Genomic DNA, 14,903 nt, shown 5'->3' on the forward strand with positions numbered 1-14,903 from the left:
GGAGACTGCAATAATCGCCTCGGCATGGCGCGCCCGCACTAATGGCCGGGCTCGGCCTTACAAAACCCTAAATTTAGTAGCCTTATTGCGTCTCTCAGCCTGTGAATATCAGTCGCGCCCCGTTGCGTTGCGATGCGGCTCAGCGCATTGTGCTGATGGTTGCCGTCAAGCGGTAAAGGGCTCGAGGCCGCGCGCGGGTTTTGCCTTTGGAGAAGTCCGCGATGAGCGGTGCCGTAAAGCGTACGAAGTTTCATCTGATCCTGATCAAGCCGACTCATTACGACGATGATGGCTATCCGATCACTTGGCTGCGGTCGCACATTCCGTCCAATACCCTCGCCGCGCTCTACGGGCTGGGCGAGGATTGCCGCGCGCGCGAAGTTCTGGGCCCCGACGTCGACATCGTCATCCACCCGATCGACGAGACCAATACCCGCGTCCGTCCCGACCGGCTTCTGGCCCAGGTCGAACGCAGCGGCGGCAAGGGACTCGTCTGCCTGGTCGGCGTCCAGACCAACCAGTTCCCGCACGCGGTCGACCTCGCCCGCAAGTTCCTGAAGCTGGGTCGCCTGCCGGTGTCGATCGGCGGCTTCCACGTGTCGGGCTGCCTGTCGATGCTGCCGGTAACGCCGCCCGAGATCCAGGAAGCCATGGACATGGGCATCTCGATCTTCGCCGGCGAGGCCGAGGAAGGCCGCTTCGACCTCGTGCTGCGCGACGCGATGAACGGCACGATGAAGCCGCTCTACAACTACATGGACGACCTGCCGAACCTCGGAGGCGCCCCGACGCCGCACCTGCCGCCGTCGGCGCTGGCGCGCAACGAGGGCGGGATGTCGAGCTTCGACCTCGGCCGCGGCTGCCCGTTCCAGTGCTCGTTCTGCACCATCATCAACGTGCAGGGCCGCAAGAGCCGTTTCCGCACCGCCGACGATCTCGAAGCGATCATCCGCGAGAACTACAAGCAGGGCATCACGTCGTTCTTCATCACCGACGACAACATGGCCCGCAACAAGCACTGGGAAGACTTCTTCGACCGGCTCATCGAGCTGAAGGAGAACGAGGGCATCCAGCTGTCACTGATCATCCAGGTCGACACCCAGTGCCACCGCATTCCGAACTTCATCCATAAGGCGCGCTGGGCCGGCGTCTATCGCGTCTTCATCGGCCTCGAGAACGTCAACCCGGACAATCTGCTGGCCGCCAAGAAGCGCCAGAACAAGATCACCGAGTACCGCAAGATGCTGCAGGCCTGGCACAACAGCGGTGCCTCGACCTGGGCCGGCTACATCCTGGGCTTCCCGGGCGACACGCGCGAATCGATCCTGCGCGACATGGAGATCATCAAGAAGGAGCTGCCGCTCGACATCCTCGAGCTGTTCATGCTCACGCCGCTGCCGGGCTCGGAAGACCACCAGACCCTGTGGAAGCAGGGCGTCTGGATGGATCCCGACCTCAACAAGTACGACGTGCATCATCGCTGCGTGCATCATCCGAAGATGAGCGACGCGGAGTTCGAGCAGGTCTATCGCGAGGCGTGGAAGTCCTACTACACGCCCGAGCACATCGAGACGGTGGCGCGCCGCCACGGGGCGATCCCGGGCCGCGACCCGGCCGAGCCCGCGCGCTTCATGACCATGTTCAAGATCATGTTCGAGGCCGAGGGCGTGCATCCGCTGGAAGGCGGCGCGGTGCGCATGAAGTACCGGCTCGATCGCCGCCACGGAATGCCGATCGAGCCGATCGGCGTGTTCCATTACAAGGTGGCGAAGGATTTCTGGCGCAAGCTGAAGATCTACACGCGCCTCACGCTGCAGGGCATCGCCATCGGCCGCAAGGTCAAGAACGACCCGAAGCGCCTCGAATATACCGACCTCGCGCTGCAGCCAGTGGTCGACGAGGATATGGACAAGCTGTCGCTGTTCGCCGAGACGGCAGGTGGCGGTGCGGCCGTCAACAAGCGCCGCGGCGAGGACCTCGCCCGCGCCAAGGTCGCGGCCCAGCAGAACCAGCAGCGCCTCGCCGCCGCGGAATAGCGGCCCCAGAGCTGGCGGCGCGTCCTTGCGCCGGGCCGCCAGTCCGTCCCGCTTTCCCTGGAGTGTCTTTCGGCGAGATTAAATCGAGCCGAGCATTCCAACACTGACCTCACTCTGAGGAGCACTCCGCCGGAGCGCGTCTCGAAGGCTGGGCGCGCGCACCTTGCCTGTTGCCCATCCTTCGAGACGGTCGCTCAGGATGAGGCGAGTGGGTCGATGTGTGATGGAAGCGCTCTAGTGAACGACCGGCGGCTTCACTTCGCTTAGCCCGTCCGACTCGGTGGCCGAGATGGTGGTGCGCACCATCGAACGCTCGCGCGCATAGTCCCACGGACGGCCGCGATGGAGCATGGCGCGATTGTCCCACATGACGGCATCGCCCTGACGCCATTTGTGGCTGTAGACGAACTCCGGCCGGGTCGCCTCGTCGAGCAGATGCGCCAGCAACTGGCGAGCATCGCGATCGTCCATGCCGTCGATCGCATAGGCGTGGCTCGCGACATAGAGCGCCCGGCGGTCGTTGGTCGGATTGCGCCAGTTCAGCCGCCAGCGCACCGGCGGCAGCGCCTTGCGCTCCTCGGCGTTGGCGAGGTCGGGATGGATCTGGTCGCGGCTGTTTGCATAGGAATGTGTCGCGACGGCCGTCTTCAGCTTCTCCTGCAGATCGGCCGGCAGGCGCTCCCAGGCGAGCCGCGTCGAGGTGTATTCGGTCTCGCCGCCCTCGCCGGGCAGCACGCGCGCGGTCAGGACCGAGGCCAACGCCGGCGTCTTCTTGAACGACGAATCGGTGTGCCAGAGCGCGTTGGCCTTGGCGACCAGCACCTGGCGATGGTCCGGCGGCACGATCTCGCCCTGGGGACCGACATTGGTCAGGCGCGAATAGAAGCTGTTCTCGCCCAGCGATGCAGCCTTGGTCAGCTCGAGCGGCCCGAAGGCCCGGCTGTAGGCGACCTGGATGTCGTCGGCGATCTGCTGGTCTCGAAACACCAGAAGCGAATGTGTCTCGAAGGCCTTTCGGACCTCCGTGTAGGCCTGGGCGTCGATCGCCACGTCGAGCAGGGAAACGCCCTTCACTTCGACGCCGAAGCCATCGGCCAGCGGGACCAGTTCCATCGCGTTCCTCCTCGCGGTTTTCTTTGTGCGGGGATTTTATCGCAACGCCACGGGGGGCGGCTATAGTACGATTCCTGCATCCCCTGCACCCGAGACATTGCTGAACCGCAAGATGGCCGTCCGCCCCTCGTCCGCTCCCCGTATCGCCTTCGTCTGCGCCGCCACCTCGGTCGCGCGCGCGGCCAAGGCGCGTCTGGAAAAGCGCTATGGCGCGGCGACGACGGCCGAGGCGGACGTCATCGTGGCCCTGGGCGGCGACGGTCTCATGCTGCAGGCCCTGCACCGCAACATGCGGCGCCTGAAGCCGATCTACGGCATGAATCTCGGCACGGTCGGCTTCCTGCTCAACACCTTCAAGGAGAGCGGCCTGCTGCAGCGCCTGCAGAAGGCCCGGCAGGTCGAGCTGACGCCCCTGCGCATGGAGGCGACCAACACGCACGGCAGGACTTCGACCGTGCTCGCCATCAACGAGGTGTCGCTGCTGCGCTCCAGCCGCCAGACCGCCCGCATCGAAGTCGCGGTGGACGGCAAGAAGCGCCTGGAAGAGCTTCATTGCGACGGCGTGCTGGTGGCGACGCCCGCCGGCTCGACCGCCTACAACCTCTCCGCCCATGGGCCGATCCTGCCGCTGGGCGCCGGCCTCTTGGCGCTCACGCCGATCAACGCCTTCCGGCCGCGCCGGTGGCGCGGTGCGCTGCTCCCGCGCGCCTCCAGGGTGGAGTTCACGATCCTCGATCCGAAGAAGCGCCCGGTCGCGGCGGCGGCGGACTCGGTCGAGATCCCCAATGTCGCCCGTGTCGCCGTGACCGAGGCCATCGATACCCGGCTCACCCTGTTGTTCGATCCCGAGCACGATCTCGAGGAACGCATCCTCAAGGAGCAGTTCGATCCTTGAGCGGCAAGGACATCCCCTTCAAACCTGAAAAGAAGAAGATCATCGGTCACGAGGGCTGGCAGCCCCTCGTGCTGGCGCTCGTCATCGGCACCGCCGGCGGCTTCCTGTTCGACTGGCTGCGCATGCCGCTCGCCTGGATGCTGGGCGCCTGCGTCTTCTCGACCGTGGCGGCGTTCCTCGGCCTGCGCATCGGCATGAGGGTGCGGCTGCGCCAGGGCATGATCATCATCCTGGGCGTGCTGCTGGGCTCGGGCTTCACGCCCGAACTGGTGCAACGGCTGGGCGAATGGGCCGTCAGCCTCTGCGTGCTCACCGGCATGACCATGACCGGCGCGGCGCTCTGTTACGCCTGGTTGCGGCGATTCACCGGCTGGGACAGGGTGACATGCTACTTCGCCGCCATGCCGGGCGGCCTCAACGACATGACCATCATGGGGGGCGCCATGGGCGGCGAGGAACGCGCCATCGCCCTGGCCCACGCGCTGCGTATCCTCACCGTCGTGTTGACGATCCCCGTCTGGTACCGGCTGGTGAACGGTGCGCAGACCAGCGTGCTCACCATGGTCCATGGCCCGACGGGCAACGACTGGAAGGACTATGCCATCCTGATCGGCTGCGGCGTGGTCGGCGCGGTCGCCGGCCGCCTGCTGCGCCTGCCGGCCAGCTTCATGATGGGGCCGATGATCGTGAGCGCGATCGCCCATCTTGGCGGCCTAACCAACTCCCAGCCGCCGGGCTTCCTGGTGGCGGCCGCGCAGGTCGTGGTCGGCACCGGCATCGGCTGCCGCTTCGTCGGCGCCAACTTCGACAAGCTGCACAAGGAAATGGCCGCCTCGATCGGCGCCGCCTTCATCCTGATCGCCTGCGCCGTCGGCTTCGCCGAGATCACCCACGCGCTGACAGGCCTCAACCTCGACGCCACGGTCCTGAGCTACGCGCCTGGCGGCTTCGCGGAAATGAGCCTGATCGGCCTGGCCCTCGGCATCGAGATCGCGATGGTGGCGACCCACCATCTCTTCCGCCTGTTCCTGATCATCTTCACAGGCCCGATCGTCTTCCGGACCCTGCTGAAGCGCGATCATTGATCATCCGAGCGCACCACCGGAGGGCGCGCACCATGAGCCTCACGCCCGAAGCGTGATGCCGCCGTCGACCACCAGCAGATGCCCGTTCACATAGGACGACTGGTCCGACGCGAGGAACAGCGCGGCGTTGGCCGTATCCCAACCCGTGCCCATCTTGCCGGTCGGCGAGGCGCGGTCACGGATGGCGATCATCTTCTCGTAGGCCTGGTTATGGTCCTTCTCGCTCTTGGCGTACTGCTCGGCCAGGAAGTCGATCATCGGCGTGTGCATCAGGCCGGGCAGGATCGCATTGCAGCGGATGCCCTTCTCCGCGTACTGCGAGGCGATCGCCATGGTGAGTGAGTTCACCGCCCCCTTGCTGGCGTTGTAGGCGAGATACGAGATGCCCTTGGGGCTGCGGATCGAGGCGATCGAACTCACGTTCACGATCGCGCCCTTGCCCTGCCGTTCCATGATCGGCAGCACATGCTTCGCCGTGAGGAAGAAGCTCTTTACGTTGACGTCGAACACGCGGTGCCACTCGTCCTCGCTGAGCTCCACCGGACCGCCCTGCGACCCGATGCCGACATTGTTGTCGAGAATGTCGACCCGGCCCCACCTCGCCATGCAGGCATCGACCATCGCCTTCACGCTGGCATTGTGCGAGGCGTTGGCCTCGTGCGCGACGGCAACGCCGGGACCGACTTCCTTCTCGATCAGACCCACCGTCTCCTCGGCGGCGGCGCGCTTCAGGTCGACGCAGAATACCTTGGCGCCCTCGCGCGCGAAGGTGATCGCCGTGCACTTGCCGTTGCCCCAGCCCGGGCCGCTCGACCCCGCCCCGACCACGATCGCCACCCTGTCCTTAAGCTTGCCCGACATGCCGCTTCGCTCCCATTCCCTCTTTCCTCGCCCATCTCATGAATGGCGAGGATTGAGACCGAGCCTAGCACGAACGGCTGGTTCGGAATCAGGATGACGATGCGGCACGCCCCGTCCATGATCGCCCCATGGACAATCAGCATCACGAGACGATGATGCGGCAGGCGCTCGAACTCGCCGCCGTCGCGGACAAGGAAGGCGACATGGGCGTCGGCGCGGTGATCGTGCGCGACGGCAAGATCGTCGGCCGCGGCCGCAACCGCATCCACACCGGAAACCCACTGGTGCATGCGGAGACCGATGCCATCGCCGATGCCTGTCGCGCGCTCGGCACGGACGACCTGTCGGGCACCACGCTGTACACCACCGTGGAGCCCTGCCCGATGTGCGCCGGCGCCTTGTTGAACGCCAAGATCGATCATTGGGTGCTCGGCCTCCGCTTCGCGACGGTGGGACGCCGCTTCGGCCGCTATTCGGTCGAGACGTTCGCGGAGTTCGTGGACGCGGACATCAAGTTCACGACCGGCATCCTGGAGGAAGACTGCCTGGCTCTGCGCAACCGCTACTTCGCGCGCAAGTGATGGGCGGACGCGAGGCCGGTACCGAGCTCCAGCTCGCGCATCGGAGACCCTCCCGTCGGTGAGGCAAGGCTGGCGAGTCTGGCTCCCGCATGGAATGCTCCGGACAAGAACAAGAACCGGAGGAGCGTCCATGCGTCGTCGTGCGTTCACCGCCTCGGCCCTTGCAACTGCGCTGGCGTCCCCCGCGATCGCCCAGCCGCAATGGCCGAGCAAGCCGCTCCGCCTTGTCATCCCCTACCCACCCGGCGGCCCGTCGGACGTGTCGAGCCGCATCGTCATGGAGCGCGCCGCCCACCTGCTGGGCCAGAGCGTGCTGTTCGACAACAAGGCCGGCGCCTCGGGCATGATCGGCGCGGAGTTCGTGAAGAACCAGCCGGTCGATCATCACACGTTCCTGACGACCACCACGGCAATGGTCTGCATCACACGGCACCTGCAGCCGATCCCCTTCGATCCGGAGCGCGACATCGTCCCCGTATCCCGCATGGCGACCTCGTGGGGCGCCTTCGCCGTGCATCCGTCGGTGCCGGCCAACACGGTCGCGGAGTTCGTGGCCTACGCCAAGGCCAATCCCGGCAAGCTCAACTACGGCTCGGCCGGGCTCGCCACCATCACCCACCTGTTCGGGGAGATGCTCTGCCTCGAAGCCGGCATCAGGATGACCCACGTCCCCTATCGCGGCAGCGCGCCCGCCACCAACGCGCTTCTGGCCGGCGAGATCCAGGCCCAGTTCGACCAGACGACCCTGCCCCACATCAAGGCGGGCAGGCTGCGGGCGTTGGCGATGCTTGCCGAGGTACGCCACCCGGATTTCCCCGACGTCCCGACCCTCCAGGAGACGGGCTACGGCAAGGAAGGCGGCGATTCCTGGTTCGGCATCCTGGCACCGGCCGGCACCTCGCCCGAGGCGGTCACGCGCCTCGATCAGGCGATCGCCGAAGCCCTGCGCGCGCCGGACATCATGGCCAAAGTCCACAATGGCGGCATGCGGGTGACCTATCTCAACCCGGCAGACTTCAGGAAGCAGATCGGCGCCGAGAGCGACCTGTTCGGCGCGATCATCAGAAAGGGCGGCATCAAGCTGCCGTAAGGGCGAAGAACTTCATGATCTACGGCGGGAGCGAGGCTGCGAAGACCAGACGCCCGGCCACAGCAGCGACGTCAGCAGGACGACCAGCAGGCCACCACCCGCCGCCACGAAGGCGAAGCGGTAGCCGGCGAGGAAGCCGGCCATGTTCATGAAGCCCTGCGCGCCATGGGCCTGCAGCGCCGTCAGGACCGAGGCGCCGGCCACGATGCCGATGGTGCGGGTCAACAGAGAGAGGCTGCCCGCGACGCCGCGATCGCGTGGCGGCAGAGTCGCCGTCACGATGTCGGTATAGGCGACGGTGAGCAGGCCCTGGCCCACGCCCTCCAGCACCAGCAGCGCCGCCACGACGAGAACGGGCGTGTTGATCTCGGTAAAGCCCAGCGGAAGCAATCCCAGGCCGACGCAGGCAACGCCGGCGAACACCGTCGGGCGCTGGCCGATGCGGGCCACCAGGAAAGCCGAGAGCGGTGCACCGGTCAGGCTGCCGCCATAGGCCATCGCCAGCACGATGCCGACGCCCAGCGGCGACAGTTTCAGCACGTTCACGAGGTAGTAGGGAGTGAGCAGCAGGATCGCGAAGCCCGCGAGGTTGGCCAGCGCGTTCAGGACGTTGGGGATCGTGAAGCGCGGATCGGCGAAGAGCGAGGGCCGAATGATCGGCTCGGGCACACTGTTGGCGCGGCGCACATAGGCAACTAGAAGGAAGACGGCCACGGCGGCCAACGCCAAGGCCCAGAGACCGGCGACCTCTCTGCGCTGCGAGAAGACCAATGAGAGCAGCAGCGTGCTCATGCAGGCCGCCAGCAGCACCGCGCCGAGCGCATCGAACGGGCGCGAGTCCGGTTTGGGCGACGGCAGCAGGCCCGAAAGCGCGAGCGTCGCGAGCGCGATGGGCACACGCACCCAGTAGACCGCGGGCCAGCCCCACAGTTCGACCAGGACGCCACCGAGAAACGGACCGACCGCGGCGGCGATGGCCATCGAGCTGGCGAACCCCGCCAGCGCCTTCGTGCGCTCGCTCTCGGGAAACAGCGAAGTCGCGAGCGCCGGCGTGCAGGACAGCGCCAGCGCCGTGCCGATCCCCTGCGCGCCGCGCGCCCACAGGAACAACCCCCAGTCCGGCGCCGCCGCGCAGGCCGCGCAGCCGAGGGCGGAGATCGCGAGACCGATGCGAAAGATCAACCGATGCCCGAACAAGTCGCCGAGCTTGCCGCAGACCAGCATCAGCGAGCCGTAGACCAGCACGTAGCAGATCACGAGCCACTGCACGTCGCCCAGCGCCAGCTTGAAGTGCGCCGTGATCGCGGGCAGCGCCACGTTCACCGCGATGTCGAGAGGCGCCAGCGACGCGCCCAGCCCGACGATGGCGAGGCCGAAACCAGGTCGGATCGTCATGGGAGCGCGCAACTCCAGTTGCGCTCATGAGTCATGAGAAGAGCGCCACGAAGTGGCGCGCTCCGATGATTACAGATGCTTCTTCAGGAATTCGAGCATCCGCTCCCACGCCGCGTTGGCCGACTTCACGTCGTAGGCTTCGCTGCGCTCGTTGGAGAAAGCGTGCGCGGCGTCGTAGCGGAAGATTTCCGGGCTCTGGCCGGCGCCCTTCATCGTCTTCTCGAGCGCGTCGACGGCGGCCGGTGTGCACCAGTCGTCCTTGTTGGCGAAGTGACCCTGCAGCGGCACCGCGATCTTCGCGGGATCGGCCAGCTGGCCGGGCGGGATGCCGTAGAAGGGCACGCCGCAGGAGATACCTTCGATACGCGCGCAGGCCGCGATGGTGAGCGCGCCGCCCATGCAGAAGCCCATCACGCCGACCTTGCCGCCCAGGCCGGCCAGATGCTTCACTGCACCGGCGATGTCCTGGTCGGAGGCGCCGACGAAGTCGAGACCGCTCATCATGTGGTTGGCCTCGTCCGGCTTCTGCGTCACGCGGCCCTTGTAGAGATCCGGCGCCAGCGCGTTGAAACCCTGCCGCGCGAAGCGATCGGCGACGCCGCAGATCTGGTCGTTGAGGCCCCACCATTCCTGGATCACGACGATCCCCGGCTTGCCCTTGCCGGCCTCGGCCAGATAGCCCTTGCAGCTCGATCCGTCGGGACGCTTGAAGTCGATCAGACTGCCCATGTTCCTGTTCTCCTTGCTCTGTCTCGAAACCTACACCGACCTCACCCTGAGGAGCACACCGAAGGTGTGCGTCTCGAAGGGTGGGATGGAGTACCGTGCCTGCAGCCCATCCTTCGAGACGCGGGCTGCGCCCGCTCCTCAGGATGAGGTCGTTCGCTAAAGCAGCTTCCGCAGCTCCGTCTTGAGGATCTTGCCGTAGTTGTTCTTCGGGAGCGCCTCGATGAACTTGTAGTCCTTCGGGCGCTTGAAGCGGGCGATGTTGTCGAGGCAGAGCTTGTCGAGTTCGGCGGGCGGCAGGGCCTGCCCGCCGCGTGTCACGACGAAGGCCACGACCTCCTCGCCCCATTCGGGATGCGGCCGGCCGACCACCGAGCATTCGGCGACGCCGGCATGGAGGTTCAGCACGTCCTCGATCTCGCGCGGGTAGATGTTGGAGCCGCCGGAGATGATCATGTCCTTCGAACGGTCCTTCAGCGTCAGCAGCCCCTCCTCGTCGAAGGCGCCGACGTCGCCGGTCCACAGCCAGCCGTCGCGCAGCGAGCGCGCCGTGGCTTCCGGATTGTTCCAGTAGCCGGCCATGACGGGATCGCCCTTGGCGATGATCTCGCCGACTTCGCCCACGGGAAGCGGCCGCCCCTCCTCGTCGACGATCCGGACTTCCATGCAGGAATCGGCGCGCCCGGCCGAGGCGAGACGCTGTTCCCACCGCGGATGGGTGCGGTCCCAGTGATACTCGCGGCTGAGATGGGTGATGGTCATGGGGCTCTCGCCCTGGCCGTAGAGCTGCATCAGCTTGTTGCCCAGGACGTCGAGCGCGCGCTTGAGGTCCGACACGTACATCGGCGCGCCGCCGTAGGTGATGAGCCGCAGTGCATCGGGCTTCAGGTCGGCGACGCTGCCGTGCTCGATCAGCCGCTTCACCATCGTCGGGGCCAGGAAGATCGAGCATTCGGGCCAGCGGTTCATCAGCTCGACCGTCTCGGGCACCTCGTACTTGCCGCTCTCCGGGAACACCTGCACCGAGCCGCGCGCCAGCATCGGGAAGTTCCACAGGCCCGAGCCGTGACTGATCGGAGCGGCATGCACGATCGAGCCGCCGGGCGGCGGCCGGTCGACATCGGCGAAGTAGTTGAGCGTCATCGCCAGCAGGTTGCGGTGCGTGAGCATGGCGCCCTTCGGACGTCCCGTCGTGCCCGAGGTGTAGAACAGCCAGGCGAGATCGGTGGGCTCCGCGTCGGCGATCGGGCTGGGGTCGCCCACCGCCATGAAGCCATAGGAGCGGGTCGTGACGTCGACGATCTCCTTCAGCTCGGACGCCTCCTTCGCGGCCTCCGCAATCGTCTCGGCGAGGTCGGGCGTCACGAAGCAGAGCTTCGCGCCGGAATTCTCCAGGATGAACGCGAATTCCCGGGCATGCAGCTTGGCGTTCATCGGCACGGCGCAGAGGCCGGCGTGCCAGATCGCGTACATGACCTCGATCGATTCCACGCAGTTGGACATGGCGAAGGCCACCCGGTCGCCGCGCGACAGGCCGAAGCGTCCCGTCAGGTGCGTGCTCATCACCGAGACCTTGCGCCACAGTTCGCGATAGGTGAGGTGCGGTGACGTCCCGCGCGCCAGCGCGGGCAGGTCGCGGAACTCCTGCGCGGAGCCCAGCAGCAGATGGGCGATGTTCATTGAATTCGTTTCCTCGCCCGCCGACTATTGCAGGCACGGCATCGACCTTGCAATGTGCCGCCCATGCAGGATTTCGATTTCGCCATCGTCGGCGCCGGCATCGCCGGGGTCTCCGCCGCCTATCACCTCGCGCCCCATGCGAAAGTGATCATCCTCGAGCGCGAGAACGTGCCGGCCTATCACACGACCGGCCGCTCCGCCGCGCTGCACTCCGAGACCTACGGCAGCGCCCAGATCCGCGCGATCACGGTGGCCTCGGGCCGATTCTACCGCAATCCGCCGGCCGGCTTCTCCGACCACCCCCTGCTGACGCCGCGCGGCGCGCTGATCGCGGGCCAGGCCGGCCAGGAGGCCGCCGTGAAGGCCGCCGCCGCCGACTATGCCCGGCTGGTGCCCTCGGTGCGCTGGCTCGAGCCGGCCGAGGTGCTGCGCCGCCTTCCCATCCTCAAGCCCGAGGCAGCCGGCGGTGGCGCGGTGTTCGAGCCCGAGGCCGACGACATGGACGTGGCCGCCATCCATGGCGGCTTCCTGAAGGGCGCGCGGGCCGCCGGCACCTTGCTGCGCCTCAACGCCGAGGTGCTGGGCCTGGAGCGCCGCGAGGGAATGTGGAACGTGACCCTGCGCGACGGCGAGACCGTGCGCGCGGCCAATGTCATCGACGCAGCAGGCGCCTGGGCCGACGTGCTGGGCGGCCTCGCCGGCTGCGTGCCCATCGGACTGGTACCGAAGCGGCGCACCGCCTTCACCTTCGACGCGCCACCGGGACTCGATCTCGGGCCGCTGCCGATGATGATCGACTTCGACGAGAGCTTCTATTTCAAGCCCGAGGTCGGCCAGTTCCTGGGCTCGCTGGCCGACGAGACGCCCTCGCCGCCTTGCGACGCGCAGCCCGAGGAGATCGACGTCGCCACCGCCGTCGAACGCATCGAGACGGCGAGCACGCTCGAGATCCGCCGCATCAAGAACAAGTGGGCCGGCCTGCGCTCCTTCGTCCACGACAAGAACCTGGTCGCCGGCTACGACCCCAAGATCGAGGGCTTCTTCTGGCTGGCCGGCCAGGGCGGCTACGGCATCCAGACCGGCTACGCCGCCGGCCAGCTCGCCGCCGCGCTGGCACGGGGCAAGCCCCTCCCCGCCGAGGTTGCCGACCTGGGCGTCACCGAAGAGTCGCTGTCTCCTGCGCGCTTCGCGGTGGAGTGATTCATGTTCCTCTCCCCCGCTAGGGGGAGAGGCCAGGTGAGGGGTTTGCAGGCGGTGCGTCCCCCCTCACCCATCCTCTCCCCCTGGCGGGGGAGAGGTGAATGAGACACCTCGTGGGATGACACGGGAATCGACCCTGACTATGGTCGCCCCCGCGGGGCCCCCGTGGCGGAATTGGTAGACGCCAGCGACTTAAAATCGCTTGATCCGAAAGGATCGTGCCGGTTCGAGTCCGGCCGGGGGCACCAACAGCGCCACCTACGAATTTGCCTTTGAGCTTTCCCGCAGGCCTGCCAGACGGGCGGCATCGCGGCTGGAGGCGAAGGCCGCGATCCGGATCGATTCGGCCATGATCGCCGCCTTCTTCTTGCCGTTCGAGTGGAAGGCGTTCTTCAGGTAGGTCAGTTGATCGTCCAGCTGCTTGCCCTTGACCGGGTCGCCCGCGGCAACGGTCGCAATCACGATCTTCATGATCTGGAAGAGAGCTTCCTCGTTCTCGGTGAGGATCGCACTCGCGGCCTTCTTGCTGTCCTCTGACATGGGAGCCTCGCCTGTTGGGGCCAGACTTCTAGCTGGTGTCCCCATCCTGCGAAAGGATCAGCACAGATCAATACCGGGGGCGCGCCAGAGCAGGCGCACCGATCTGTATTGGCGCCGAAGCCACAATGGTGTCCGCGAAGGAGGTCTAGTCCGAACTCTCCTCATTCTCTGGGATGTATACGCGTTATGTTATGCTCCCATACGTTGTCGATGATTGCTCGCTGTGCTAGCCTCTGAACTTAGAATACGGTTCGGGGGCACTCATGGCATTGCGGATTGGGTCGGTGGCTGCATTGGCGGCCGCCGTTGTTGCCAGCGCTTGCAGCGAGTCGATGAACGTGCGTGAGAAATGGGGCGTCAGTCTTGCACACTGGGGCCTCAGGCCATTGTATCCTATGCGCGAAAACGTCTATCTGGGTGATGTATACCTCTTCATGGAAAATCCATGTCGCGGTTCAAACATCGCCCGCATGCCTCAAAGCATTCTGCTCGGTGCTCTCCCGGAGCGCGATATTCAGCTGGCCTTCGAACAATTCTACGGCTCGCGGCCGCACTATCCACGTAGTGCCGCAACCAGCGGTTCCTCGACACCTTCTCCTGCAAAGACGGCGAGTGGCGAGAGCAAGGTCTCCGTCAGCATAAGTGGCCCAGGCTCAGTGACAGCCACGAGTGGGGCGACACCAAGTAGTTCAACATCTTCGAGCTCCGCATCAGGCGACAAAGGAAGAGACTCTCCATCATCAGACGAGAAGAATCCCATCTTTACTCCCGGCACTCCGCGTTTCACACGATTGCCAATGGCGTCCCTTCCCGACATCAAGCTCTATGACTATGTGGGCGGCACTGCAGGTGGTCTTTTTGGCCCCTTGTCGCTCGCTTTCGCAGGCGATAAATCGCGAGTGGTCAAAGTATCGGCGCAGCAAGTGGAAATGACCGAGTTGCCAGCGGGCGTTTTCTTGGCAATGGTCGATCGATACAAGGCAAGTGATACCTACCAAGAGATTCTACGGAATCTACCACGGCTTGCCTACAATCTGGAACTCGAGTTGCGTTCAGAACCCAACTGCCGTCCCAGAGATGAGCGCCCTCAAGCCTTCATTACATTCGTCAACAGCGTCTACTATACGCGCAATCTCTCATTCGAGTTTGGCGAGGATAGTTCATTCGCCGCCAAGCTCGCAGCAACTCTTCCGGCGACTTTGGCTTCTACGCCCGCGACCAGTCCATTCAGTCCGCCCAATTTGCCTGCTAGCGCTGCAAGCACCAATCCTGCTCAGGTGTCTTCCCAAGGTCTATTGTCGAGCCTAGGCACGATGTCGGGTGGACCAGGTGGGGGCTTTTCATTCGGAATAGGAACCAGCGGCAACCTTGCCCTCAACCAGACCTTCGCCCGCCCCATGGCCTTTGCTACGCATCACTCGATATTCGAACCGGTTTCGACGTCTGGCTCTCAGGTTGTCAGTCAGCCGACTGTACCGGACAGCCCAATTCCGACTATCGCTCCACCTGAGCAGCCCGCTATCCAGAGGCCTCCAGAGAGACTTAATCCACCTTCTTCCCCTGGGACCGTAGTGACACCTAAGCCCACACCAGTGCCTTATCCAGACCGGTCAAATCCCTTGAGCGTAGATATTCCCAAGATGTAGCGGCGAAGCCAACCGCGTGTTTATCGGCAGAAGAGACACTGTGCCGTACTAAGCA

Annotated in this window: 13 protein-coding genes and 1 tRNA gene; 8 read left to right on the forward strand and 6 right to left on the reverse strand. The window is 65.5% G+C overall.

Annotation, left to right across the window (positions count from 1 at the left end; translation table 11 throughout):
• Nucleotides 1-221: 221 nt before the first annotated feature.
• Nucleotides 222-2,036, forward strand: a complete 1,815-nt coding sequence (locus tag LJ725_RS19765; protein WP_230552449.1) for a B12-binding domain-containing radical SAM protein — start codon at nucleotides 222-224, stop codon at nucleotides 2,034-2,036.
• Between the two features lie 234 nt (nucleotides 2,037-2,270).
• On the opposite strand, the gene LJ725_RS19770 is transcribed toward LJ725_RS19765, so the two are convergent.
• Entirely contained in the window at nucleotides 2,271-3,149 is an 879-nt protein-coding gene (locus tag LJ725_RS19770; RefSeq protein WP_230552451.1) for a TauD/TfdA dioxygenase family protein, read from the reverse strand.
• A gap of 112 nt (nucleotides 3,150-3,261) precedes the next feature.
• Between LJ725_RS19770 and LJ725_RS19775 the strand changes: the two genes are divergently transcribed.
• Both LJ725_RS19775 and LJ725_RS19780 read left to right on the forward strand, forming a co-directional pair.
• Nucleotides 3,262-4,044, forward strand: coding sequence for an NAD kinase (locus LJ725_RS19775; RefSeq protein WP_230552452.1), 783 nt, complete (start codon nucleotides 3,262-3,264; stop codon nucleotides 4,042-4,044).
• Nucleotides 4,041-5,129 carry an AbrB family transcriptional regulator gene (locus LJ725_RS19780; RefSeq protein ID WP_230552453.1) on the forward strand — a complete coding sequence of 363 codons (1,089 nt, stop codon included), beginning with the start codon at nucleotides 4,041-4,043 and terminating at the stop codon, nucleotides 5,127-5,129. The genes LJ725_RS19775 and LJ725_RS19780 overlap by 4 nt, the downstream gene beginning before the upstream one ends.
• Before the next feature lie 39 nt (nucleotides 5,130-5,168).
• Here the strand turns inward: LJ725_RS19780 and LJ725_RS19785 are convergent, their stop codons facing one another.
• Nucleotides 5,169-5,990, reverse strand: a complete 822-nt coding sequence (locus tag LJ725_RS19785; protein WP_230552454.1) for an SDR family NAD(P)-dependent oxidoreductase — start codon at nucleotides 5,988-5,990, stop codon at nucleotides 5,169-5,171.
• A gap of 128 nt (nucleotides 5,991-6,118) precedes the next feature.
• Between LJ725_RS19785 and LJ725_RS19790 the strand changes: the two genes are divergently transcribed.
• Nucleotides 6,119-6,571: a nucleoside deaminase gene (locus LJ725_RS19790; RefSeq protein ID WP_230552455.1), complete on the forward strand. Its 453-nt coding sequence runs from the start codon at nucleotides 6,119-6,121 to the stop codon at nucleotides 6,569-6,571.
• A gap of 130 nt (nucleotides 6,572-6,701) precedes the next feature.
• Nucleotides 6,702-7,661: a Bug family tripartite tricarboxylate transporter substrate binding protein gene (locus LJ725_RS19795; RefSeq protein ID WP_230552457.1), complete on the forward strand. Its 960-nt coding sequence runs from the start codon at nucleotides 6,702-6,704 to the stop codon at nucleotides 7,659-7,661.
• Nucleotides 7,662-7,673: 12 nt separating this feature from the next.
• Here LJ725_RS19795 and LJ725_RS19800 read toward each other — a convergent pair whose 3' ends face one another.
• The 3 genes from LJ725_RS19800 to LJ725_RS19810 all read right to left on the reverse strand — a co-directional run bounded on the left by LJ725_RS19800 (nucleotide 7,674) and on the right by LJ725_RS19810 (nucleotide 11,462).
• Nucleotides 7,674-9,056, reverse strand: coding sequence for an MFS transporter (locus tag LJ725_RS19800; protein WP_230552458.1), 1,383 nt, complete (start codon nucleotides 9,054-9,056; stop codon nucleotides 7,674-7,676).
• Nucleotides 9,057-9,125: 69 nt separating this feature from the next.
• A complete protein-coding gene (locus tag LJ725_RS19805; protein ID WP_230552459.1) occupies nucleotides 9,126-9,785 on the reverse strand; it encodes a dienelactone hydrolase family protein in 660 nt (219 codons plus the stop codon).
• Nucleotides 9,786-9,941: 156 nt separating this feature from the next.
• A complete protein-coding gene (locus LJ725_RS19810; protein ID WP_230552460.1) occupies nucleotides 9,942-11,462 on the reverse strand; it encodes an AMP-binding protein in 1,521 nt (506 codons plus the stop codon).
• Nucleotides 11,463-11,525: 63 nt separating this feature from the next.
• Here LJ725_RS19810 and LJ725_RS19815 point away from each other — a divergent pair, with 63 nt between their 5' ends.
• Together LJ725_RS19815 and LJ725_RS19820 are read left to right on the forward strand one after the other, a co-directional pair.
• A complete protein-coding gene (locus tag LJ725_RS19815) occupies nucleotides 11,526-12,662 on the forward strand; it encodes an NAD(P)/FAD-dependent oxidoreductase (RefSeq protein WP_230552461.1) in 1,137 nt (378 codons plus the stop codon).
• A 159-nt stretch (nucleotides 12,663-12,821) separates the two neighbouring features.
• Nucleotides 12,822-12,910 (forward strand) — tRNA-Leu (locus LJ725_RS19820).
• A 10-nt stretch (nucleotides 12,911-12,920) separates the two neighbouring features.
• On the opposite strand, the gene LJ725_RS19825 is transcribed toward LJ725_RS19820, so the two are convergent.
• Nucleotides 12,921-13,202, reverse strand: coding sequence for a hypothetical protein (locus LJ725_RS19825; RefSeq protein ID WP_230552462.1), 282 nt, complete (start codon nucleotides 13,200-13,202; stop codon nucleotides 12,921-12,923).
• Nucleotides 13,203-13,534: 332 nt separating this feature from the next.
• Between LJ725_RS19825 and LJ725_RS19830 the strand changes: the two genes are divergently transcribed.
• Nucleotides 13,535-14,848, forward strand: a complete 1,314-nt coding sequence (locus LJ725_RS19830; RefSeq protein ID WP_230552463.1) for a hypothetical protein — start codon at nucleotides 13,535-13,537, stop codon at nucleotides 14,846-14,848.
• Nucleotides 14,849-14,903 lie beyond the last annotated feature (55 nt).

This window comes from Reyranella aquatilis, assembly GCF_020880995.1.
Taxonomy (GTDB): Bacteria; Pseudomonadota; Alphaproteobacteria; order Reyranellales; family Reyranellaceae; genus Reyranella; species Reyranella aquatilis.